We start from the raw sequence: 22,919 nt of genomic DNA, 5'->3' as shown, positions 1-22,919 counted from the left end.
ACGGCGTTCCCGCACCCGAACGGCCCAACCCGCCGGGCCGCGTCCCGCATCCGTTCCTACGGTGTGGACATGAGCCACACTCCGCGAATCCGTACGGTCGTGAGCTGCACCGTGCTGGTGGTCGCCCTCGGGGCCGGGGCCACGGCATGCGGGAGCTCCGAGACCCACCCGCTGGCGGCCGCGCCGTACGACGCGGCCCAGGACGTCGCCATCAGCGCCGGCGGGCGCACCAAGGCCGACCCGGACAAGCCCCTGGAGGTCACCGCCACGGGCCGGGGGCGGCTGACCGACGTCGTCGCCGCCGACGCCTCCGGGCGCCGGGTCGCCGGCGAACTCTCCGCCGACGGCACCCGCTGGCGCTCCACGGGCCCGCTCGCCGCCGGAGCCCGCTACACCGTCACCGCCTCCACGGAGAACGGCGACGGGGGCCCGGGACGGCGCACGATGACCTTCGACACCGCCGCCCAGGGCCAGGGCAAGGACAAGCGCCTCAAGGTCAGCTTCGGCCCCGAGAAGGGCACCTACGGCGTCGGACAGCCGATCGTCGCCGAACTCAGCGCCCCCGTCGAGGACCGCGAGGCCCGCGCGGTCGTGGAGAACTCCCTGAAGGTCACCTCGAAGCCCGCGGTGGAGACCGGCGGCTGGTACTGGGTGGACAGCAGGACGCTGCACTACCGGCCCAAGGAGTACTGGCCCGCCAACGCCACCGTCACGGCCCGCAGCGAGCTGGGAGGCGTCCGGGTCACCGACACGGTCCGCGGAGCCGCGGGCAAGCCCCTGACGATCCGCACGGGCAGCAAGATAGAGGCCGTCGTCGACGCCTCGCGGCACGCCATGACGGTGTTCAAGGACGGCGAGGAGCTCACCACGGTCCCGGTCACCGCCGGCAAGCCCGGCTTCGCCACCCGCAACGGCGTCAAGGTGGTGCTCGGCAAGGAGTACTTCGTCCGGATGCGCGGCAGCACGGTCGGCATCGCCGAGGGCAGCTCCGAGTCGTACGACCTGCCGGTGTACTACGCGACCCGGGTCACCTGGAGCGGCGAGTACGTGCACGCCGCACCCTGGTCGACCGGCTCGCACGGCTCGGCCAACGTCAGCCACGGCTGCGTCGGCATGAGCACCCGCAACGCCGCCTGGTTCTTCGAGACGGTGCGCGAGGGGGACCTGGTCCACGTGGTCAACAGCGTCGGCGAGGACATGGATCCGTTCGGCAACGGCTTCGGCGACTGGAACGTCGACTGGGCCGACTGGAAGGCCGGCAGCGCCAACGCGCCCCAGGCGCCGTCCGGCAAGGCCCCTGGGCCCGCCGACCGCCTCAGTCCCCGGATCTGAGCCCATGACGCGCCCGACACGCCGCGAGGGGCGGCCCGGATCTTTCCGGGCCGCCCCTCGCGGCGGTCGCACTGCCCCGGAAGCGAGGAAGATCACTCGTACGAGTGGCCCCGCGCCGGGACTCAGGCCGTGACGGGCCGGCGCGTCCGCAGCAGGGCGGCCAGTGCCCCGGCGAACTCCACCGGCTCCACCGGTAGCGTCACCGCGGCGTCGGCGCGGCTCCAGGTGGCCAGCCAGGCGTCCTGCGGGCGGCCCATCAGCAGCAGCACCGGCGGGCACTGGAAGATCTCGTCCTTGAGCTGCCTGCACACGCCCATGCCCCCCGCGGGGGCGGTCTCGCCGTCCAGCACGCAGGCGTCGATGCCGCCGTGCTCCAGTTCCCTGAGAACGGCCGGGAGGGTCGCGCACTCCACGAACCGCACCGGGGGGACGTCCGCCGCCGGCCTGCGGCCCGCCGCCAGCCGGACCTGCTCGCGGGTGGCGGAATTGTCGCTGTAGACCAGCACCGTGGCGGTCGCCTGCATGGTTCCTCCGTGACGTCGGTGTCTTCGGGCCCTGCGGTCTTGCCACCCCCGGTGCTCCCGCCCCGCGGGGCGGGAGCGGCCGTGCCGGAGGCCGTGCGGCACCGGCCCGCCCCAGGCCGCGCGGGGGCCTCCCGGGGGCCTCCCGGCGGGCGGGGCCGATGCGCGGATGCTACTCCGTCCGACACCTCGTCAACACCGGTTCGACAGGCCCGGCGATGGGCCGTTCGAGCTGGACAGGAGGGGCTGACACTCCGAACGGCACCCCCCGGAGTGAGGGCGAGATAAGGGACCGACATAATGTCGGTCGTGGCGACAGCAACGACAGTAGAAACAGGGCACGCGCACCCGACGGTCAATCGGCCGAACCTCACCAGTGTGGGCACCATCATCTGGCTGAGTTCCGAGCTGATGTTCTTCGCGGCCCTCTTCGCGATGTACTTCACCCTGCGATCGGTGACCGGTCCCGAGTTCTGGGGAGCCAAGGCGGAAAGCCTGACCTTCCCGTTCGCGCTCGGGAACACCTCCATCCTGGTGCTCTCCTCAGTGACCTGCCAGCTCGGCGTCTTCGCCGCCGAGCGGGGGGACGTGAAGAAGCTCCGGATGTGGTTCATCGTGACCTTCATCATGGGCGCGATCTTCATCGGAGGACAGGTCCTCGAATACACGGAGCTGGTCAAGCACGAGGGGCTCACCATCTCCTCGGACGCCTACGGCTCCGCGTTCTACCTGACCACCGGATTCCACGGACTGCATGTGCTGGGCGGCCTGATCGCCTTCCTTGCCGTCCTTGGCCGCACCTACGCGGCCAGGAGGTTCACTCACGAACAGGCCACGTCCGCCATCGTCGTGTCCTACTACTGGCACTTCGTCGATGTCGTCTGGATCGGCCTCTTCGCCACGATCTACATGATCAAGTAATTAGGTCTCGTACTTCGTACGAAGTCCCACTGCCCAGAAGCATCGACGCAGAAGATCCTGACACCGGGGTAATCCGTGAAAAAGCTCTCCGTACGACGACGCCATCCGCTGGCGGCGTTCGTCGTCCTACTCCTCGCGCTGGCGGCCACCGGGGGGCTGTACACCGCGTTCGCACCCGCGGACAAGGCGCAGGCCGAAGAAACCGCCCAGTCCCTCGCCATCGAGGAGGGCAAGAAGCTCTACGCCGTCGGCTGCTCCAGCTGCCACGGCACCGGCGGTCAGGGCAGCTCTGACGGTCCGAGCCTGGTCGGCGTGGGATCGGCCTCGGTCGACTTCCAGGTCGGCACCGGCCGCATGCCGCTCCAGCAGCCCGGCGCCCAGGCGCCGCGCAAGACGGCGATCTACACCCAGGCCGAGATCGACCAGATGGCGGCCTACATCGCCTCGCTCGGTGCCGGCCCCACGACGCCGACCGCCAAGCAGTACAGCCCCGAGGGCGCCGACATCGCCAACGGCGGCACGCTGTTCCGCAACAACTGCGCGCAGTGCCACAACTTCGTCGGCAAGGGCGGTGCGCTCACCAACGGCAAGTACGCGCCCGACCTGGAGGACGTGGCCCCCAAGCACATCTACGAGGCCATGCAGACCGGCCCGCAGAACATGCCGTCCTTCCCCGACACGGTCCTGCCCGAGCAGGAGAAGAAGGACGTCATCGCGTACCTCCAGACGGTCAACAGCAATGAGTCCGACAACCCCGGTGGTCTGCAGCTGGGCGGGATCGGCCCGGTCTCCGAAGGACTCTTCGCGTGGATCTTCGGCCTCGGCGGCATGATCGCCGTGGCCGTCTGGGTCGCCGCCCGGACCGCAAAGGCCAAGAAGTCATGAGCAGCCAAGAGAATTCCGAAGAGAACCTGCCGACGAAGCAGGACCCCGCGCACGGCGCGGTGGCCGTGGCGGACGACCCGTTCACCGACCCCGGCCTGCCCCCTCACGAGGCCCGGCAGCAGGACCTGGACGAGCGGGCCGCCAAGCGGTCCGAACGCACCGTGGCCCTGTTCTTCACGGTGTCGATGCTCGCCACCATCGGGTTCATCGCGTGCTTCGTGATCTTCCCGGTCGAGAAGATCATCCACGTCTGGCCCATCGGCAGGGTCAGCGCCCTCAACTTCTCGCTGGGCCTGACCCTCGCCGTGGCGCTGTTCTTCATCGGCGCGGGCGCCGTCCACTGGGCGCGCACCCTGATGTCGGACGTGGAGGTCGCCGACGAGCGGCACCCGATCCAGGCCGAGCCCGAAGTCAAGGCCAAGGTCCTGGCCGACTTCAAGCAGGGCGCCGAGGAATCGGTGCTGGGCCGTCGCAAGCTCATCCGCAACACCATGTTCGGCGCGCTGGCCATGGTGCCGCTCTCCGGCATCGTCCTCCTGCGCGACCTCGGTCCGCTCCCCGAGGACAAGCTGCGCCACACCCTGTGGGGCAAGGGCAAGGCCCTGGTCAACATGAACACGGGTGAGCCGCTGCGGCCGGAGGACATCGCGGTCGGCTCGCTGACCTTCGCCAAGCCCGAGGGCCTGGAGGAGCACGACCACGGCTTCATGAACGAGATCGCCAAGGCGGCCCTGATGATCGTCCGGCTCCAGCCGGAGGACATCAAGGACAAGCGCGAGCTCGACTGGTCGCACGAGGGCATCGTGGCCTTCTCCAAGATCTGCACGCACGTCGGCTGCCCCGTCAGCCTCTACGAGCAGCAGACGCACCACGCGCTCTGCCCCTGCCACCAGTCCACCTTCGACCTCTCCGACGGTGCCCGGGTCATCTTCGGCCCCGCCGGACACGCCCTGCCGCAGCTGCGCATCGGCCTGAACGACGAGGGCTACCTTGAAGCCCTCGGCGACTTCGATGAGCCCGTCGGTCCTGCCTTCTGGGAGCGCGGATGAGTAACACGACCACAGCGCCTGCCAATGAGCAGCGGGGCAAGGCCCCCGCGGGCGAGCGGGTGGCGGACTGGGCAGACGGCCGGCTGGGGATCTACTCCCTCGCCAAGGCCAACCTGCGCAAGGTCTTCCCGGACCACTGGTCCTTCATGCTCGGCGAGATCTGCCTCTACAGCTTCATCATCATCATCCTCACGGGTGTGTACCTGACGCTGTTCTTCCACCCGTCGATGAACGAGGTGGAGTACCACGGCGTCTACGCGCCGATGCAGGGCGTGCTGATGTCCGAGGCGTACGCCTCGACGCTCGACATCAGCTTCGAGGTCCGCGGTGGTCTGCTCATCCGGCAGATCCACCACTGGGCCGCGCTGCTCTTCCTCGCCGGCATGTTCGTGCACATGATGCGCGTCTTCTTCACGGGCGCCTTCCGCAAGCCGCGTGAGATCAACTGGCTGTTCGGCTTCCTGCTGTTCGTCCTCGGCATGTTCACCGGTTTCACCGGTTACTCGCTCCCGGACGACCTGCTGTCGGGCACCGGTGTGCGGTTCACCCAGGGCGCGATCCTGTCGGTGCCGATCGTGGGTACCTACATCTCGATGTTCCTGTTCGGTGGCGAGTTCCCCGGCACGGACTTCGTGGCCAGGTTCTACTCGATCCACATCCTGCTGCTGCCGGGCATCATGCTCGGCCTCGTGGTGGCCCACCTGATCCTGGTCTTCTACCACAAGCACACGCAGTTCCCCGGCCCCGGCCGGACCAACAAGAACGTCGTGGGCATGCCGCTCATGCCGGTCTACATGGCGAAGGCGGGAGGCTTCTTCTTCCTCGTCTTCGGTGTCATCGCGGCGGTCGCGGCCATCGCGACGATCAACCCGATCTGGACGATCGGCCCCTACCGGCCGGACATGGTGGGTACCGGCGCCCAGCCGGACTGGTACATGGGCTTCGCCGAGGGCCTGGTCCGCGTGATGCCAGGCTGGGAGATCAACTTCCTGGGCCACACCCTGGTCCTGGGCGTCTTCATCCCGCTGGTGGCCTTCGGCCTGGTGCTGGGTGTGATCGCGGTCTACCCGTTCATCGAGTCCTGGATCACCGGTGACAAGCGCGAGCACCACCTGCTGGACCGCCCGCGCAACGCCCCGACCCGTACCGGGCTCGGTGTCGCCTGGATCACGGCGTACATGATCGGGCTGGTGGGTGGTGGAAACGACATCTGGGCCACTCACTTCCACCTGTCGATCAACGCGATCTCCTGGTTCGTCCGGATCGGTTTCTTCGTCGGACCGGTCGTCGCCTTCATCGTGACCAAGCGGATCTGCCTGGGTCTCCAGCGGCGGGACGCCGAGAAGGTGCTGCACGGACGCGAGTCCGGCATCATCAAGCGGCTGCCGCACGGTGAGTTCATCGAGATCCACGAGCCGCTCAGCCAGGAGCAGCTGCACACCCTCACCCAGCACGAGCAGTACAAGCCGGCCGAGATCGGCCCGACGGTCGACGAGAACGGCGTGGAGCGCAAGGTCAAGGGCGTCGAGAAGCTCCGGGCCAAGCTCTCCAAGGCGTACTTCGGCCAGGGGACCCAGATCCCCAAGCCGACGGCCGAGGAGTACAAGGAGATCCAGGAAGGCCACGGCCACCACTGATCTCCGCACCACCCTGACCGACTGATCGCCACGCCGGGGCCCCGTCCATTCGCTGGACGGGGCCCCAGGCCGTTGCCGGGCTTCGTTAGGGTGTGCACCATCCCGCAGTTCGAGACGAACCAGGAGCGACCATGAGCGCTGCGCAACCCGCTGGAGGCGACACCACGGCGGTCCGTTCCTGGCCGGAGGTGCTCAACGGCCTGCTGGACGGACGCGACCAGAGCGCCGACGCCACCGCCTGGGCGATGGACCGCATCATGCGGGGCGAAGCCACCGACGCCCAGATCGCCGGCTTCGCGGTCGCCCTGCGGGCCAAAGGGGAGACGGTCCAGGAGATCGGTGGCCTGGTCCGCGCGATGTACGCGCACGCCCGCACCATCGAGGTGCCCGGCGACAGCGTCGACATCGTCGGCACCGGTGGCGACGGCGCCCGTACGGTCAACATCTCCACCATGTCCGCCATCGTGATCGCGGGCACGGGCGCGAAGGTCGTCAAGCACGGCAACCGTGCCGCCTCCTCGGACTCGGGGGCCTCCGACGTCCTGGAGAAGCTCGGCGTCAATCTGGAGCTGACGCCCGGCCGGGTCGCCGAGGTCGCGGAGGAGGCCGGGATCACCTTCTGCTTCGCGGTCCGCTTCCACCCGGCGCTGCGGCACGTCGCCCCGGCCCGCAAGGAGCTGGGCATCCGCACCGTCTTCAACTTCCTGGGCCCGCTCACCAACCCGGCCCGGGTCCGCGCCCAGGCCACCGGGGTCGCCGACGCCCGGATGGCGCCGATCATCGCCGGCGTCCTCGCCGAACGCGGTTCCTCGGCGCTGGTCTTCCGGGGGGACGACGGGCTCGACGAGCTGACGACCACCGCCACCTCCCGGGTCTGGCTGGTCGGCGGCGGCGAGGTGCGCGAGGAGACCTTCGACCCGCGTGACGTCGGCATCGAACTGGTGCCGGTGGAGGCGCTGCGCGGCGCCGACGCCTCGTACAACGCCGATGTGGCGCGCCGGCTCCTGGCGGGCGAGACCGGGCCCGTCCGCGACGCGGTCCTGCTCAACTCCGCCGCCGCCCTCGCGGCGCTGCACCCCACGGCCGCGCCGTTGGCCGAGCGCATCGCCGACGGGATGCGGCTGGCCGCCGAATCCCTGGACTCCGGCCGCGCCCAGGCGGCCCTGGAACGCTGGGTGGCGGCCTCCCACCGGTGACCTCCGCCCCCAACACGAGGCCCGTGTGCGGCCGTTGGGAATCCGCACCGACGAGGCGCGGTCCGTATGACGGACCGCGCCTCGCGCGTTCCGCCCGGTGTGGCAGGATGCCCGCAGGTCATGAGTGACAGCGACTACGGCCCCGGCCCGCTGTCCGGCAACCCTCCGTCCGTGGCGGGGTGCCCCGGGTGAAGACCAGGCCGCGGTCAGACCGTCCGCGGCAAGCGCGGACCCCTCGCGCCCCGTCGGGGCGAGTGCCCAGGGGTCCTGGTCCTTCGAGGGAGCGACTCTCGTGAGCAAGCGAATGCGTTAGGGCCTCCGCCGCCCGACAGCGTCCCCCTTCTCCTTCCGCCTGCGGCCGTACCGGTTCGGCTTCCGGTGTGGCCCCTGTGCACCCGGGTGAGCCCGGTGCCGTGAGGCGGGGCGCGGAACGACGCGTACGTCCGGGGACTCCCCGGGCCCGGGCCGCGGTTGCCCCCACCCCGCACCTTCTCCGTCCGTCCTCGCCGCCGGGCGCCACCCGCGCCCCGCCGCCACCGCTCCGGGAGCCCCCATGGCCGCCGACGCCGCCACCGAACCGACGATTTGCGACCCGTTGCCCGTTCTGGGTGCCGACGTGACCGTGCCCCTCGCCACCGGCGGGGAGCGGAACTACGCCGCCCTCGACTACGCCGCCAGCGCCCCCGCCCTCCAGCGGGTCTGGGACGACGTGGCCGCCTACGCCCCGTACTACGGCAGCGTCCACCGGGGTGCCGGGCACCTCTCCCAGCTCTCCACCGACCTCTACGAGAGGAGCCGGGCCACGGTCGCCGCCTTCCTCGGCTGCCGCCCCGACGACGAACTCCTCTTCACCCGCTCCACCACCGACTCCCTCAACCTGCTGGCCGGCGCCCTCCCCGGGGGCTGCGAGGTCTTCGTCTTCGAGACCGAGCACCACGCCGCGCTGCTGCCCTGGCGCTCCGCCCGGCTCACCGTCCTCGACGCGCCCCGCAGCCACGACGAGGCCGTCCGCACCCTGGAACGCGCCCTCGCCGCCCGCGACCCGTACGCTCCGGCGCTGGTCTGCGTCACCGGCGCCTCCAACGTCACGGGGGAGATCTGGCCGGTCCGTGAACTGGCCGCCGCCGCCCACGCGCACGGCGCCCGCGTCGTCCTGGACGCCGCCCAACTCGCCCCGCACCGGCCCGTCTCCCTGGCCGAGCTGGACGTCGACTGGGTCGCCTTCTCCGGCCACAAGCTGTACGCGCCGTTCGGCTCCGGCGTACTGGCCGGCCGAGCCGACTGGCTGCGCGCAGCCGAGCCGTACCTCGCCGGGGGCGGTGCCAGCCGCGCCGTCACCCGTGCCGAGGACGGCGGCGTGGACGTCGCCTGGCACACCGGGGCCGCCCGGCACGAGGCCGGCTCGCCCAACGTCATCGGCGCCTACGCCGTCGCAGCCGCCTGCACCGCGCTCACCGAAGCCGGCCTGGACCGGCTAGCCGCCCGCGAGGAGGTGCTCCTGGAGCGGCTGCTCACCGGCCTCGCCGAACTGCCCGGCATCCGCGTCCTGAACCTCTTCGGCGACGGCGCGGACCGGGTCGGCGTGGTCTCCTTCACCGCCGAGGGCCGGCACGGCTCGCACCTGGCCGCCGCCCTCTCCGCCGAGTACGGCATCGGCGTCCGTGACGGCCTCTTCTGCGCCCACCCGCTGGTGCGCACGCTGCTGGAGGCGGGCCGGACCGAGCCGGGCGAGTGCGGCGCCCCCGAGGAGGCCGACGGGCATGCGCTCGGCGCGGTCCGGGTCAGCTTCGGCGCGGGAACGCCCGAGGAGCACGTGGAGCGGTTCCTCGGCGCCGTCCGCGAGCTGGTCACCACTGGTGCCCGCCTCGACCACCGCACCGTCGGCGGACGTCGGGTCCCGGCCGTCTGAAGGGCGGCGGCACGACCGGTCAGCCACCGGACAGGCCTAGCAGGAGCGGCACCACCCCAGGCGCCCGCCCGGTGGCGTCGGTCGAGGAACTCCGCGCCGCGGCCCAGCGCCTCCGCCGGCCCCACCGGCGCGGGCAGGACGGAGCCTCAGGCGTCCACGCCCGCGCCCCGCACGTGGCCGAGGCCCCCACCCGGCGTCCCGGCCGGCGCCGGGCGGGACGGAGTCGGCGGCCGTCGCGGTCGCGGTCGTCGGCGTTCGGGCGCCCTCGTAGGCGTCGCCGTCCGAGCCGATGGGGGAGGGGCGGCCGGAGGGCCGGGCGCTCAGAGGGCGCGGCCGTCGTCGCCGGGGACTCGGAGGCGGAGGGGCGGGATGCCGCCCTTCGGCGTGTCCGAGTCCCCGGCGAGGGAGAACCACTGCCCATCCCCGCCCGGACGGGTCGGGGCGGTCAGTGACGTGAAGCTGGCAGCCGTGGTCGCCGGCGGCGGCGCGATGGCGGTGGTGGGGGCCGCACCCGGTGGGAGGAGGCCATGCCCGCGGCCTGCCGGGGCGACCGGTGGCGGTGACGGGGACCGGATGAGGGCTTCTCCCTCTTCGCCGCCACCCGGGCGCCGGGGTCAGCTGTCGAGGCCGATGGCGAACGCGGCTTCGAGGTCGTGCTGGGAGTAGGTGCGGAAGGCCACGTGGGTGTCGGTGCCCTCGACGCCCTCGATCTTGCTGATCCGGCCGGGGATCACGTCGGCCAGGTCGTCGTGGCGCGGCACGCGCACCATGGCGATCAGGTCGTAGGTGCCGGTCACCGAGAACACCTCGCTGACGTTCTCCAGCGCCGCGATGGCCTCGGCGATCTCGGGGATGCGGTCCACGCTGGTCCTGATGAGCACGATCGCGGTGATCACGGTTTGCTGTCTCCCTCGGTGGCCGTCGCTGGAGTTCTCACTCTAAGCGACCCCGAACGGGTCCACGCATACAGGAACCCCAGCGCGAATCCGATGAGGTGCGCCAGGTAGGCCACGCCCGGGCCCTCGCCGCCGTCCCGGGCCGCGATCCACTGGAGCCCCGCCCAGAAGGGCAGCACCACCCAGGCCGGCACCCGCACCGGAAGGAAGAGGAGGAAGGGCAGCAGCGTGGTCACCCGCGCCTTGGGCAGGACGTGGAGGAAGGCGCCGAGCACCGCCGAGATCGCCCCGGAGGCCCCCACCAACGGCTGGGCGGAGTCGGCGAAGGCGGCCGCGTAGCCGAGCAGGGCCAGGTAGCCGCAGCCCAGATAGAAGAGCAGGAAGCGGACCGAGCCCATCCGCTCCTCCAGCATGCCGCCGAAGACGTGCAGGAAGAGCAGGTTGCCGAGCAGGTGGAGCCAGCCCCCGTGCACGAAGAGCGCGGTCAGCGGGGTCACCGCCTCCGCGGCCCGTCCCCGGAACAACGCGGCGGGGATCACGCCCCACCGGTCGTAGTAGGCGTACTGCGCCGCGAGCAGCCGCTCGCCCGTGCCGTACGCGGCGGTGAATCCGGAGACCGGCCCGAGCAGGAAGACCACCGCGCAGAGAGCGATCAGCCCGTACGTGACGGGGTGGCCGCGCCCCGCCAGCCGCCGCAGCGGGGCGAACCGTGTCACGATCATGTTCAGATCATGGCGTAACCGCCGCAAACCGCGCATACCGCCTCGCCGGTGCCGGGAGCGGCCCACGGGCGGCCCGGCAGGCCGTAGGGTTGCCGCGTCAGGCGGCACGGACGTACCGCGACCCGGTCGCGGTGGCGCCACGTGGTGGCGAGACACCAGCGCAGGCGACAGCGTGGTCGCGGCACAAGCAGTAGCGACACCGAGTGACATCAAGGACAGCCACGATGACGGTTCCCCAGCCCACCACCGAGACCCGCTGGCGCTGCACGCTCTGCGGCAACCTCACGCGCTTCGACGTGACCCGCTCCTCCAGGGTCGTCGAGTACGTCCACCTCGACCTGGCCGGTGTGCCGAACGTCGAGGAGACCGAGGTCGTCAGTGAGACGATCGACTCGGTCCGCTGCCGCTGGTGCAACGCGGTGGATCAGGTCGAACTGGTGGACAGGCCGGGCGCCGGCTCCTGAGGGGGCGGCACCCGCACGGTGATGGGGTGACACGATGACGGACGGTGCGCGGCCCGCCGACTCCGCCTCGGGAGCGGACGGCCCCGAAGGCGGCGAGGCGGCGGACGAGGGCCTGGACGGCCCCTTGCCGGAGCCCGTACGCCACCGGGTCATCGCCCTCGCCTCCGAGGGGTTCGGCTCCCTCACCCCGGGCGAACTGCCCGCGCCGCTGCGGCAGTACGCCCGTTTCACGCCCAACCGCCGTATCAAGTTCGCCGGGAACGCGCTGGCCGCCGCCCTGGAGCACGAACCGCTCTTCCGCCAGCGCGTCGGCGAGCGACTGCGGGAGAGCCAGGCCGAACTGGCGGCAGCCCTGGAGGCCGGCACCGCCCCGCACGCCGCCGACCCGCTCGACGTGGCCGCCGCCGCCTACGTGCTGCGCCCGCCCGGCTGGGTCAAGCTGGTCACCGCCGGGGGCGAGGAGGCCCAGCGCGCCGACGCCGAACGCGGCGGCGAGCGCGCCCGCGCCGAGGTGGCCCGGCTCCGCGAGGAGCGCGACGCGGCCCGCGCCCAGATCCGCGCCGAGACCGAGCGGCTGCGCACCGAACTCGACCAGCTGCGCAAGCAGGGCGACGCGCTCCACCGCAAGCTGCGCAGCGCCCACAGCGACGTCAAGCGCGGCGAGGCGGCCGTCCGCAAAGCCGAGGCCCGCACCGAGGAGGTGCGGACCGAGACCGCGGCCCAGCTCTCCGCCGCCGACAGCGAGAACCGCCGCCTCAAGGCCCGGCTCGCCGAGTCCGAGGCCGCCCTGGAGGCCAGCCGCAAGGCGGCCCGCGAGGGGCGCAGCATCGAGGACATGCGGGTCCGGCTCCTCCTGGACACCGTGCTGGAAGCCTCACGGGGGCTGCGCAGGGAACTGGCGCTGCCGCCGGCCGGTATCCATCCCGCCGACACCGTGGACGCGGTGGAGCCGGGCCGGATGACGCCGAAGGACATCGCGGCCCGCGCCCTGTCCGAGCACGATCCGGCCGTTCTCGACCAGTTGCTGGCGCTGCCTCAGGCCCATCTGGTGGTCGACGGCTACAACGTCACCAAGACCGGCTATCCCACGATGCCGCTGGAGAAGCAGCGGCTGCGGCTGCTCGGCGGGCTGGCCGCGCTCGCCGCGCAGACCGGTGCCGAGGTCACCTGCGTCTTCGACGGCGCCGAACTGGCCGCCCCGGTGCTGCTGGCGCCGCCGCGCGGGGTGCGGGTGCTGTTCAGCAAGCCGGGGGTGACCGCCGACGAGCTGATCCGCCAGCTGGTGCGCGCCGAGCCGGAGGGGCGTCCGGTGACCGTGGTCTCCACCGACCGCGAGGTGGCCGACGGGATCGCCGCGGCGGGGGCCCGCCCGGTCGCCTCCGTGGTCCTCCTCAAGCGGCTCTCGCGCGGCTGACGGCGGGCGGGCGTGGGTGACGCGTACCGCCGGCTCCCACCGGTATCCCGTAAGTCGGCTAAGTGGCAGCCGGGCGTAGATGACCGTCTTTGACAGGTCCTTCACGCGACGCCCTGTCAACCTCCCATGACTGACCGTGGGTTCTTCGCAAAGAAGCCGCGATGCGGCCGAGATTTTTCCCCGCAGGATTTGAACTGATCACGAGGAGGTCACTAAGGTCGGCCCGAACCTTCGATCGGTTGTTCACCCACCCGGGGTGACAGCGGAGGTACCCGCCCGCCGGGTTCGTCGGTAGGCGGCTGAAGGAAGAAGGAGCTCGCCTCCGTGGCGTCCCACCGTCGACCCAAGCAGCCGAGCCGCACCCGTGTGACCGTGCTCACCGCGACCGCCGCCGCTGCCGTGGCACTCACCTCCCAGACCGCACACGCCGACCCGAAGCCGTCCAAGGCCGAAGTCAAGGCGAAGGTCGACACGTTGTACGAGGAGGCCGAGGCCGCCTCCGAGAAGTACAACGGAGCCAAGGAGAAGCAGGACAAGCTGGAGGGCCAGATAGGCAACCTCCAGGACAAGGTCGCCCGGGGCCAGGAGGAGCTGAACGAGCTGCGCCAGGCGCTCGGTTCGGCCGCCAGCGCCCAGTACCGCACCGGCGGCATCGACCCCTCGCTCCAGCTCTTCCTCTCCGCCGACCCGGACGACTACCTCGACAAGGCGTCCGCGCTCGACCAGCTCAGCAGCAAGCAGGCCGAGGGCGTCAAGAAGATCCAGGCCAAGCAGCGCGACCTCGCGCAGCAGCGCCAGGAGGCCCAGGCCAAGCTCCAGGACCTCAGCGACACCCGCAAGGAACTCGGCGACAAGAAGAAGCAGGTCCAGGGGAAGCTCGCGGACGCGCAGAAGCTCCTCAACAGCCTCACCGCCGCCGAGCGCACCGAGCTGCGGCAGGAGGACGAGCGCGCCAGCCGCTCCGCCGGCGACCGCGTCGAGCTGGGGGACGCCGTCCCCGCCTCGAACCGCGGCGCCGCCGCGCTGGCCGCCGCCAAGTCCAAGATCGGCACGCCGTACGTGTGGGGTGCCACCGGCCCCAACTCCTTCGACTGCTCCGGCCTCACCTCCTGGGCCTTCGCCCAGGCCGGCTACACCATCCCGCGCATGTCGCAGGCCCAGGCCAACGCAGGTACCCGGATCGCCTCGCAGAGCGCCCTCAAGCCGGGCGACCTGGTCATCTTCTACAGCGACCTGCACCACGTCGGCTTCTACGCGGGCAACGGCCAGGTGCTGCACGCGCCGAAGCCCGGGGCCAATGTGCGCTACGAGTCGATCAACAACATGCCGTACATGTTCGGCGTCCGCATCTGACGCGCCGACACCACGCACACCACGCGAGCCGGAGGGGCCATGGCCCCTCCGGCTCGCGGCCGTTCGCACCCGCGCGGCCCTCCCCGCGCCACCCCCGGCGGACACCGCCCGAACGGGGGAATCCCCGTGGTCCGTGTCGACCCGCCGTCCGCCGGTGACCTGCGGATGTGGCACAACGCCCCGATCTGCCCCACCCGAGGTCGTTGGAGCGCGGGTGATCGCCCCGCTACTGTCTGCCGCGCACTTCCCCGCCAAGGCCGGGGGAGACTTCAGCGGAGGGGAGAACGGCTTCCAGTGGGGTCCCACCGACACACCGGTACGTCGCACACCGCACGCCACGCCAGAGGCGTCGCCGCCACCGCGCTGTCCGCCGCGGCGGCCACCGCCGCCGCGACGCTCGGCGGCGCCGCTCCGGCCCAGGCCCAGCCCGAGCCGGCCCCCACCCGGGCCTCCGTCGAGCGGCTGCTCACCGAGGCGGAGCGGGCCACCGAGGCGTACAACAAGGCCGACGAGCGCACCGGCGCCCTGCGGGCCGAACTCCGGCGCGGCCAGGACCGGGTGGCGCGCGGCCAGGAGCGGGTCAACACCATGCGCGGCGCCCTCGGCGCGCTCGCCGGAGCCCAGTACCGCAGCGGCGGCGTCGACCCGGCGCTGGAACTGCTCTTCTCCTCCGCCCCCGAGCAGTACCTGGAGAAGGCCGCCGCCCTGGACCGGATCAGCCTGCGCAGGGCCGGAGAGCTCACCCGCCTCACCCGGGCCCAGCGCCTGCTCACCCAGGAGCGCGCCGAGGCCGCCGCCACCCTCGCCGAACTCACCCGCAACCGCGCCGCCACCGCCCGCCACAAGCGGACCGTCGAAGCCAAACTGGCCCGGGCCCGCGCCCTGCTCGACGCCCTGCCCGCGAGTGAGCGCGCCGCCCACGACCGGCGCGCCTCCCGCTCGGACCGGCCCGACCTGGGCACCGTCGCCGTCTCCGGCCGCGCCGCCACGGCCGTGGCCGCCGTCCAGCGCGCCCTCGGCAAGCCCTACGTCTGGGGCGCCAACGGCCCCGCCGGCTTCGACTGCTCCGGCCTCATGCAGTGGGCGTACGCCCAGGCGGGCGTCGGGCTGCCGCGCACCTCGCAGGCCCAGCGGTACGCCGGACGGCAGGTGCCGCTCTCCCAGGCCCGCCCCGGCGACCTCGTCACCTACCGCGCCGACGCCAGCCACGTCGGCATGTACGTCGGCAACGGCCAGGTCATCCACGCCCCCTACCCGGGCGCCTCGGTCCGCTACGAACCGGTCGGCATGATGCCGATCGCCTCCGTCACCCGGGTCTGACCGCAGGCCGCCCGCCCCGGCCCCGTACGATCGGCGACCGTGACGGAAGCCGACGGTGCCCTCGGGCGGCGCCAGGCGGCCCGACTGGGACTCGCCGCGCTGCTGGCGGCGGGGTGCGCCCCGGCGCCCGGCCCGGCCCCGCTCGGCCGGGAGGAGGCCGCCGCCCTGCTCGGCCGGCGCGCCGCCGCCCTGCGTGAGCGCGACCCCGGCGCCTGGACCGCCACCAGCACCTCGGGCACCGGCCCCGGCAGCCTCTGGGCGCGGCTCGCCGAAGTCCCGCTCGCCGACTGGGCGTACCAGGTCACCGGGGTCCGGGCGGACTCCGCCGCCGCCACTGTCGAGGCCACCCTGCGCCACCGCCTGCGCGGCGAGGACCCGGCGCCCGCCACCGCCCGCCGGCTGCTCGACCTGGTCCGGCGCGAGGGCCGCTGGCGGGTCCGCGCCGAGCGGGCCGCGCCCGGCGCCGCCGGGCTCCTCTGGGACCAGGGCACCGTCCACGCCCGGCGGGGGAGCTGGGGGCTGGTCCTCGGCACCGGGAGCGCCGAGGAGGCCGGGCAGTTCGCCCGGCTCGCCGAGCGGGCCGTGCCCGCCGCCGACGGCGCCTGGGGCGGTGACTGGCCGCGCCGGGTCGTCGTCCTGGTCCCCGGCTCGCTCGCCGGGACCGCCGCGCTGCTCGGCGGGGGACCTGACACCTACCGGGGCGTCGCCGCCGTCACCACCGGCTCACCCGCACCCCGCACTCCCGCCGACCGGATCGTCGTCAACCCGGAGGCGTACGGTGAACTGGACGGCCGTGGACGGCAGTTCGTCCTCACCCACGAGGCCGTGCACGTCGCCACCCGGGCCGCGACCGGTCCCGCCACCCCGCTCTGGCTCTCCGAGGGCTTCGCCGACCGGGCCGCGCACCGCGCCGCCCCGCGGCCCCTGGCCGCCGCCGCGCCCGCCCTGGCCGCCGCGGTGGCCAGGGGCGAGGTGCCGCGGGCCCTCCCGGACGACGCGGCTTTCACCTTCGAGGGGGACACCGGCGGCCTGGACCGCGCCTACGAGGGCGGCTGGCTCGCCTGCCGACTGCTCGCCGACCGCTGGGGCGACGACCGGCTGCGTGCCTTCTACCGGGCCGTTGGGACCCGCACCGAGGAAACCGCCTTCCGCGAGGTGCTGGGCACCACCCGGGAGGAGTTCACCGCTGCCTGGCGGACGTACCTCCGGGAGCGGCTGGGGCGGGCCCCGGCGGTGTGACACCGGCCGGGCCGGGCACCGTACGGCGCCACAGCGCCCGGCACGCCAGCAGGCAGGCCGCCACCAGGAGGCCGTTGCGCACCAGCATCAGGCCCACCCCCAGCGGCGTACTTCCCACCACGTCGCCGAAGAAGACCGGGAACTCCAGCACCGTCACCGCCGACGCGGCCACCACCAACACGGCCGGCCGCGTCATCCAGCTCCCCGCGAAGAGCAGGCAGACCGCCGCCAGCGCCACCAGCCACAGCAGGTACTGCGGGCTGATCACCCGGCTCGTCGTGGTGAAGAGCAGCACCGCCGTGAACGCCGCGTCCGCCGCCGTCCCCGGTGTGAACACCCGCGCCCGCAGCCGCCAGTACACCAGCCACCCCAGCGCCAGCACCGACAGCAGCTGCGCCGCCAGGCTCACCCCGGCCACCCCTGGTCCGAGGAACTCCAGCGAGCCGTAGTGCAGCCGGACCTCGCCCTGCCAGCCGAAGTACCGCGCCACGTGGAAGACCAGCGCCCCCAGCGACTCCACCTCGGTGCCCCGGTCACGCTGGGCCGTCAGGAACGCGAGGGCGTTCGGCATCGCGATCGCGAACGCCGCCAGCACCACCGCGCCGGTCACCGCCGCCGCCCCCCACACCCGCCGGACCGCACCCCGCGCCACCCCGATCAGCAGCAGCGCCGGCCACACCTTCAGCAGCGCGCCGAAGGCCGCCAGCGCGCCCATCAGCCGGGGCCGGCCCACGCCGGCCAGCAGTGCCGCCACCGCGACCGCCGCCACCATCAGGTCGTAGCGGGCATATGCCGTCGGGCCGAGGAGGACCACTCCGGCCACCCAGACCCACACCCCGCGCCGGGAGCGCTCCGGGCCCCGCGAAGCGCCGAGCAGCAGCGCCAGGACCGCCGCGTCGGCCAGCAGCGCCAGGACGAAGAAGGCGTGGGCGTACGGGAGGAACGGCAGCAGGGCGGGGGAGAGGATCGCCAGCGCGGCCGCCGGCGGGTACTGCCAGGTCACGTCGTCGGCCGGGAAGACGCCGGTGGACAGCACGCCGTACCAGTTCTGGTAGATGACCGACACGTCGACGGTGACGTCAGGGCCGGGCACCGTCCAGACCTGGAACACGCAGAGCAGCAGCACCGCCCGGGTCGCCGCCCAGGCCGCCACCGGGGCCAGCGCCCCCCGCGCCGTTCCCGAGGGCCGCTCCGGGGGAGCGCCGCCCCCCGTCGCGATGGCGTCCGTCGTCGTGGCCGTCATGCCCTGTCGTCCCCTCGTCGCCGTCCGGGACCCGCCATGATGCCCGCCGGGCGCCCCGGCCCACCAACGGACCCGGCCGTGGCACCGCGCCCGGACCGGTTCGGTACTGTCGGGCGCGATGCACAAGACCCTGATCGTGACCAACGACTTCCCCCCGCGCCCCGGCGGCATCCAGGCGTTCCTGCACAACATGGCGCTGCGCCTGGACCCGGAGCGGATCGTCGTCTACGCCTCCACCTGGAAGCACGGACGCGAGGGTGCCGAGGCCACCGCCGCCTTCGACGCCGAACAGCCCTTCCCTGTCGTCCGCGACCGGACCACGATGCTGCTGCCCACCCCGGCCGCCACCCGGCGCGCCACCGGGCTGCTGCGCGAACACGGCTGCACCTCCGTGTGGTTCGGCGCCGCAGCCCCGCTCGGGCTGATGGCGCCCGCGCTGCGCCGCGCCGGCGCCGCGCGGCTGGTCGCCACCACCCACGGCCACGAGGCGGGGTGGGCTCAACTGCCGGGTGCGCGAAGCCTGTTGCGAAGCATCGGCCAGTCCACGGACACGATCACCTACCTCGGCGAGTACACCCGCTCGCGGATCGCCCGGGCGCTCACCGCCCAGGCCGGCGCGCGTATGACGCACTTGCCGCCGGGCGTGGACGAGAAGACCTTCCACCCCGACAGCGGCGGCGACGCCGTCCGCGCCCGCCTCGGCCTCACCGACCGGCCCGTCGTCGTCTGCGTCTCCCGCCTGGTCCCCCGCAAGGGCCAGGACACGCTGATCAAGGCGATGCCCCGGGTGCTCGCCGCCGAGCCCGACGCGGTCCTGCTGATCGTCGGCGGCGGCCCGTACGAGAAGGAGCTGCGCGGCCTCGCCGAGACCACCGGCGTCGCCCGCTCCGTCCGCTTCACCGGCCCCGTCCCCTGGTCCGAACTGCCGGCCCACTACGGCGCGGGCGACGTCTTCGCCATGCCCTGCCGCACCCGGCGCGGCGGTCTGGACGTCGAAGGGCTCGGCATCGTCTACCTGGAGGCGTCCGCCACGGGCCTGCCCGTCGTCGCCGGGGACTCCGGCGGCGCCCCCGACGCCGTCCTCGACGGAGAGACCGGCTGGGTGGTGCGCGGCACCCGCCCCGAGGACGTCGCCGACCGGCTCACCACCCTCCTCGCCGACCCCGCGCTCCGTGCCGCCATGGGCGAACGCGGCCGCGCCTGGGTCGAGTCCACCTGGCGCTGGGACCTCCTCGCCGAACGGCTCCGCGCACTGCTCTGAGCCCACGGCCCCGCGAACGCGCCGAGTGCCCGCCTCCCCTGCGGCAGGGGAGGCGGGCACTCGGCGTACCTGCGGGCGGAATGGTTCAGCGGGTGTAGAGCGCCTCGATCTCGTCCGCGAAGTCCTTGAGGACCACGCCGCGCTTCAGCTTCAGCGAGGGCGTGATGTGGCCCGACTCCTCGGTGAACTGCTCGGGCAGCACCCGGAACTTGCGGACCGACTCGGCCTTGGAGACCGCCGCGTTGCCGTCGTCCACCGCGCGCTGGATCTCCGCCAGCAGCTCCGGGTCCTCCCGCAGCGAGGCCGCCGTCGACCCCTCCGGCTTGCCGTGGTCGGCCGCCCAGCGCACCAGGAACTCCTCGTCCACGGTGACCAGCGCGCCGACGAACGGCCGCCCGTCGCCGACCACCATGCACTCGGCGACCAGGGCGTGCCCGCGGATGCGGTCCTCGATCACGGCCGGGGCGACGTTCTTGCCGCCGGCCGTGACGATGATCTCCTTCTTGCGGCCGGTGATCGCGAGGTAGCCGTCCTCGTCGAGGGTGCCGATGTCACCGGTGTGGAACCAGCCGTCGGCCAGCGCCTCGCGGGTGGCCGGCTCGTTGTTCCAGTACCGGTCGAAGAGGTGCTCGCCGTGGAGCAGGACCTCGCCGTCGTCGGCGATGCGCACCACCGAGCCGGGCAGCGGCTGGCCGACCGTGCCGATCTTCTGGCGGTCCCAGGGGTTGAACGCGGTGGCCGCGCAGGACTCGGTGAGGCCGTACCCCTCCAGCACCGAGAAGCCGATGCCGCGGTAGAAGTGGCCGAGCCGCTCGCCGAGCGGGGCTCCGCCGGAGATCGCGTACTCGCCGCGGCCGCCGAGGACCGTGTGGAGCTTGCCGTAGACCAGCTTGGCGAAGAGCTTGTGCTTGAGCCGCAGGCCGAGCGAGGGGCCCTGCGGGGAGTCCAGCGCCCGGCTGTAGGCGATGGCGGTCTCCGCGGCCTTGTCGAAGATCTTGCCCTTGCCCTCGGCCTGCGCCTTGGCCCGCGCCGAGTTGTAGACCTTCTCGAAGACGCGCGGGACACCCAGGACCATGGTCGGGCGGAACGAGGCCAGCTCGTCGGTGAGGTGCTTGATGTCCGGCACCAGACCCAGGCGGATCGGCGCCATCAGCGCGGAGATCTCCACCAGTCGGCCGAAGACGTGCGCCACCGGGAGGAAGAGCAGCACCGAGCACTCGCCGGTGCGGAAGAGCGGTTTGAGTCGCGCCACCACGTTGCCGCACTCGGCGAAGAAGCTGCGGTGGGTCAGCACGCAGCCCTTGGGTCGGCCCGTGGTGCCCGAGGTGTAGACGATCGTCGCCGGGTCGTCGGCCCCGGCCAGCGAGCTGCGCTCGTCGACCGCCTCGTCGCTGAGCCCGGCCCCGGCCCGCTCCAGTTCGGCCACGGCGCCCGCGTCCAGCTGCCAGACGTGCTTCAGCGTGGGCAGACCGCCGCGCACCGACTCCACCGAGGCCTCGTGCGCCGGGGTCTCCACGATGCAGGCGACGGCACCCGAGTCACCGAGAATCCACTCGATCTGCTCCGGCGAACTGGTCTCGTACACCGGGACGGTGATCGCGCCGGCGCTCCAGATCGCGAAGTCCATCAGCGTCCACTCGTACCGCGTGCGGGAGAGCAGGCCCACCCGGTCGCCGGGCTGCACGCCGGAGGCCATCAGGCCCTTGGCGGCGGCGCGGACCTCGGCGAGGAAGGCCGTGGCGGTCAGGTCCTCCCACGCGCCGTCCACCTTCCGGGCGATGACGGCCACATCCGGGTGCCGCTCCGCGTTGCGCCGGACGACGTCGGTGAGATTTCCGTCCGCTGGTACCTCGTACAGGGCCGGAAGGCTGAACTCGCGCAAGACTGCTGCTCCTCGTAGGGCGCCGGCGCCACGACACTGTGTGATGCGACGGTGCGGTCCAAGATCGGGCAGGTGCTCAGCGGGGTGAGCACGACTGGACTGCCCGGACGTTACCCATCGGTATGAAGGTTCCGATAGGGGGTCCAGGAGATCTGTCTGATCCATCACACGGTGCGGCGATGCTCCCGGCACCCTAGTCCACCGCCTTTGCCACCGTGAAGTAAGCGCAGGTCCGGCCGGGTCTACCCGGTACGGGCCCGTGGTTCTAGAGTGGCAGACATGGCGGGTACACGGATTCATGTGGTCAGTGACGTGCACGGCAACGCGAAGGACCTCGCCCGCGCCGGCGAGGGCGCCGACGCCCTCGTCTGCCTGGGTGACCTGGTCCTGTTCCTCGACTACCGCGACCATGCGCGCGGCATCTTCCCCGACCTCTTCGGCACCGAGGCCGCCGACCGCGTGGTCGAGCTGCGCACCGCCCGCCGCTTCGACGAGGCCCGCGCCTTCCAGCGCACCCTGTGGGCCGGCATCGACCGCGAGAGCGCCCTGGAACAGGCGGTCCGTCGCCAGTACGCCGAACTCTTCGCCGCCTTCCCCACCCCCACCTACGCCACCTACGGCAACGTCGACGTGCCCCACCTGTGGCCCGAGTACACCCGCCCCGGCACCACCGTCCTCGACGGCACCCGCGCCGAGATCGGCGGTCGCGTCTTCGGCTTCGTCGGCGGCGGCCTGCCCACCCCGATGCGCACCCCGTACGAGATCCCCGAGGAGGAGTACGCCGCCAAGATCGAGGCCCTCGGCGAGGTCGACGTCCTGTGCACCCACATCCCGCCGCAGGTCCCCGAACTCGTCTACGACACCGTCGCCCGCCGCTTCGAACGCGGCAGCTCCGCCCTGCTCGACGCCATCCACCGCACCCGCCCCCGGTACGCCCTCTTCGGCCATGTCCACCAGCCCCTGGCCCGCCGGATGCGGATCGGCGCCACCGAGTGCGTCAACGTCGGCCACTTCGCCAGCACGGGCCGGCCCTGGGCCCTCACCTGGTGATCCCCCGCCCGGCCCCGGGGGAGCCACGTGACCTCGCCCACCCCGGCGCGCGGTAGCCTGCACGCGGCGGGACGCCCGACGGCGCCCGGCCGAGGCCGCACCCGGACGGGCCCGGCCGCACCGTCCAGCATGGAGGAGCCACGGCGATGGCGGAACACACCAGCTCTAGCATCACGATCGACGCGGCCCCGGCCGAGGTCATGGCCGTCATCGCCGACTTCGCCCGCTACCCGGAGTGGACCGGCGAGGTGAAGGAGGCCGACATCCTCGCCACCGACGACCAGGGCCGCGCCGAGCAGGTCCGCCTCGTCCTGGACGCCGGCGCCATCAAGGACGACCACACCCTCGCCTACACCTGGCACAGCGCAGACCAGGTCAGCTGGACCCTGGTCAAGTCCCAGATGCTCCGCGAACTGGACGGCTCCTACACCCTCGCCGCCCTCGCCGCCGACCGCACCGAGGTCACCTACCAGCTGACCGTCGACGTCAAGATCCCCATGCTCGGCATGATCAAGCGCAAGGCCGAGAAGGTCATCATCGACCGCGCCCTGGCCGGGCTCAAGAAGCGCGTCGAATCCCACCCGGACGCCTGACCCCCGCCCCCACCAGGGAACCACCCCGAACA

At 72.7% G+C, this 22,919-nt stretch carries 20 protein-coding genes and 1 riboswitch; of the genes, 15 read left to right on the top strand and 5 right to left on the bottom strand.

Annotated elements, in window-relative coordinates:
* Positions 1-69: 69 nt before the first annotated feature.
* Positions 70-1,332 carry an Ig-like domain-containing protein gene (locus tag ACSLIC_RS05530; RefSeq protein WP_436736556.1) on the top strand — a complete coding sequence of 421 codons (1,263 nt, stop codon included), beginning with the start codon at positions 70-72 and terminating at the stop codon, positions 1,330-1,332.
* Between the two features lie 122 nt (positions 1,333-1,454).
* Here the strand turns inward: ACSLIC_RS05530 and ACSLIC_RS05525 are convergent, their stop codons facing one another.
* Positions 1,455-1,856: a hypothetical protein gene (locus ACSLIC_RS05525; RefSeq protein ID WP_436736555.1), complete on the bottom strand. Its 402-nt coding sequence runs from the start codon at positions 1,854-1,856 to the stop codon at positions 1,455-1,457.
* 297 nt (positions 1,857-2,153) lie between these two features.
* Between ACSLIC_RS05525 and ctaE the strand changes: the two genes are divergently transcribed.
* From ctaE to ACSLIC_RS05495, 6 genes are all read left to right on the top strand, one after another.
* The gene (gene ctaE, locus ACSLIC_RS05520) at positions 2,154-2,774 is read left to right on the top strand and encodes an aa3-type cytochrome oxidase subunit III (RefSeq protein ID WP_436736554.1); all 621 of its coding nucleotides are present in this window, start codon (positions 2,154-2,156) and stop codon (positions 2,772-2,774) included.
* A 75-nt stretch (positions 2,775-2,849) separates the two neighbouring features.
* Entirely contained in the window at positions 2,850-3,659 is an 810-nt protein-coding gene (gene qcrC / locus ACSLIC_RS05515; protein ID WP_436736553.1) for a cytochrome bc1 complex diheme cytochrome c subunit, read from the top strand.
* Positions 3,656-4,708, top strand: a complete 1,053-nt coding sequence (qcrA, locus tag ACSLIC_RS05510; RefSeq protein ID WP_436736552.1) for a cytochrome bc1 complex Rieske iron-sulfur subunit — start codon at positions 3,656-3,658, stop codon at positions 4,706-4,708. The genes qcrC and qcrA overlap by 4 nt, the downstream gene beginning before the upstream one ends.
* Positions 4,705-6,345, top strand: a complete 1,641-nt coding sequence (gene qcrB, locus ACSLIC_RS05505; RefSeq protein ID WP_436736551.1) for a cytochrome bc1 complex cytochrome b subunit — start codon at positions 4,705-4,707, stop codon at positions 6,343-6,345. The genes qcrA and qcrB overlap by 4 nt, the downstream gene beginning before the upstream one ends.
* A 131-nt stretch (positions 6,346-6,476) precedes the next feature.
* On the top strand, positions 6,477-7,541 hold the full coding sequence (gene trpD, locus ACSLIC_RS05500; RefSeq protein ID WP_436736550.1) for an anthranilate phosphoribosyltransferase: 1,065 nt from the start codon (positions 6,477-6,479) through the stop codon (positions 7,539-7,541).
* A gap of 116 nt (positions 7,542-7,657) precedes the next feature.
* Positions 7,658-7,774, top strand: a riboswitch (SAM riboswitch).
* A gap of 320 nt (positions 7,775-8,094) precedes the next feature.
* Positions 8,095-9,450: an aminotransferase class V-fold PLP-dependent enzyme gene (locus ACSLIC_RS05495; protein ID WP_436736549.1), complete on the top strand. Its 1,356-nt coding sequence runs from the start codon at positions 8,095-8,097 to the stop codon at positions 9,448-9,450.
* Positions 9,451-10,064: 614 nt separating this feature from the next.
* Here ACSLIC_RS05495 and ACSLIC_RS05490 read toward each other — a convergent pair.
* Both ACSLIC_RS05490 and ACSLIC_RS05485 read right to left on the bottom strand, forming a co-directional pair.
* On the bottom strand, positions 10,065-10,346 hold the full coding sequence (locus ACSLIC_RS05490) for an Lrp/AsnC family transcriptional regulator (protein ID WP_436736548.1): 282 nt from the start codon (positions 10,344-10,346) through the stop codon (positions 10,065-10,067).
* The gene (locus tag ACSLIC_RS05485) at positions 10,343-11,068 is read right to left on the bottom strand and encodes a rhomboid family intramembrane serine protease (protein WP_436736547.1); all 726 of its coding nucleotides are present in this window, start codon (positions 11,066-11,068) and stop codon (positions 10,343-10,345) included. Before ACSLIC_RS05485 ends, ACSLIC_RS05490 begins: the two co-directional genes overlap by 4 nt.
* A 224-nt stretch (positions 11,069-11,292) precedes the next feature.
* On the opposite strand from ACSLIC_RS05485, the gene ACSLIC_RS05480 reads away from it, so the two are divergent.
* The 5 genes from ACSLIC_RS05480 (at position 11,293) to ACSLIC_RS05460 (ending at position 16,858) form a co-directional block, all read left to right on the top strand.
* Positions 11,293-11,532 (top strand): hypothetical protein, encoded by a 240-nt coding sequence (locus tag ACSLIC_RS05480; RefSeq protein ID WP_436736546.1) that lies wholly within the window; start codon positions 11,293-11,295, stop codon positions 11,530-11,532.
* A gap of 34 nt (positions 11,533-11,566) precedes the next feature.
* Positions 11,567-12,946: an NYN domain-containing protein gene (locus ACSLIC_RS05475; protein WP_436736545.1), complete on the top strand. Its 1,380-nt coding sequence runs from the start codon at positions 11,567-11,569 to the stop codon at positions 12,944-12,946.
* 324 nt (positions 12,947-13,270) lie between these two features.
* On the top strand, positions 13,271-14,299 hold the full coding sequence (locus ACSLIC_RS05470) for an NlpC/P60 family protein (protein ID WP_436736544.1): 1,029 nt from the start codon (positions 13,271-13,273) through the stop codon (positions 14,297-14,299).
* A 294-nt stretch (positions 14,300-14,593) separates the two neighbouring features.
* Entirely contained in the window at positions 14,594-15,619 is a 1,026-nt protein-coding gene (locus ACSLIC_RS05465; protein WP_436736543.1) for an NlpC/P60 family protein, read from the top strand.
* Positions 15,620-15,658: 39 nt separating this feature from the next.
* The gene (locus tag ACSLIC_RS05460) at positions 15,659-16,858 is read left to right on the top strand and encodes a hypothetical protein (RefSeq protein ID WP_436736542.1); all 1,200 of its coding nucleotides are present in this window, start codon (positions 15,659-15,661) and stop codon (positions 16,856-16,858) included.
* Here the strand turns inward: ACSLIC_RS05460 and ACSLIC_RS05455 are convergent.
* The gene (locus ACSLIC_RS05455; protein WP_436736541.1) at positions 16,800-18,101 is read right to left on the bottom strand and encodes a glycosyltransferase 87 family protein; all 1,302 of its coding nucleotides are present in this window, start codon (positions 18,099-18,101) and stop codon (positions 16,800-16,802) included. The genes ACSLIC_RS05460 and ACSLIC_RS05455 overlap by 59 nt on opposite strands.
* A gap of 118 nt (positions 18,102-18,219) precedes the next feature.
* Here ACSLIC_RS05455 and ACSLIC_RS05450 point away from each other — a divergent pair, with 118 nt between their 5' ends.
* Positions 18,220-19,362, top strand: coding sequence for a glycosyltransferase family 4 protein (locus ACSLIC_RS05450; RefSeq protein ID WP_436736540.1), 1,143 nt, complete (start codon positions 18,220-18,222; stop codon positions 19,360-19,362).
* A gap of 85 nt (positions 19,363-19,447) precedes the next feature.
* Here ACSLIC_RS05450 and ACSLIC_RS05445 read toward each other — a convergent pair whose 3' ends face one another.
* Complete coding sequence (locus tag ACSLIC_RS05445) at positions 19,448-21,244, bottom strand: AMP-dependent synthetase/ligase (RefSeq protein WP_436736539.1); 1,797 nt, start codon at positions 21,242-21,244, stop codon at positions 19,448-19,450.
* Positions 21,245-21,523: 279 nt separating this feature from the next.
* Here ACSLIC_RS05445 and ACSLIC_RS05440 point away from each other — a divergent pair, with 279 nt between their 5' ends.
* Together ACSLIC_RS05440 and ACSLIC_RS05435 are read left to right on the top strand one after the other, a co-directional pair.
* Positions 21,524-22,294 (top strand): metallophosphoesterase family protein, encoded by a 771-nt coding sequence (locus ACSLIC_RS05440; protein WP_436736538.1) that lies wholly within the window; start codon positions 21,524-21,526, stop codon positions 22,292-22,294.
* 146 nt (positions 22,295-22,440) lie between these two features.
* Complete coding sequence (locus ACSLIC_RS05435) at positions 22,441-22,887, top strand: SRPBCC family protein (RefSeq protein WP_436736537.1); 447 nt, start codon at positions 22,441-22,443, stop codon at positions 22,885-22,887.
* The last annotated feature ends 32 nt before the right edge of the window (positions 22,888-22,919 follow it).

It is taken from the genome of Streptomyces sp. BBFR102 (genome assembly GCF_051397025.1).
In the GTDB taxonomy this organism is placed as follows: domain Bacteria; phylum Actinomycetota; class Actinomycetes; order Streptomycetales; family Streptomycetaceae; genus Streptomyces.
This window is presented reverse-complemented; position numbering and strand designations above follow the sequence as displayed.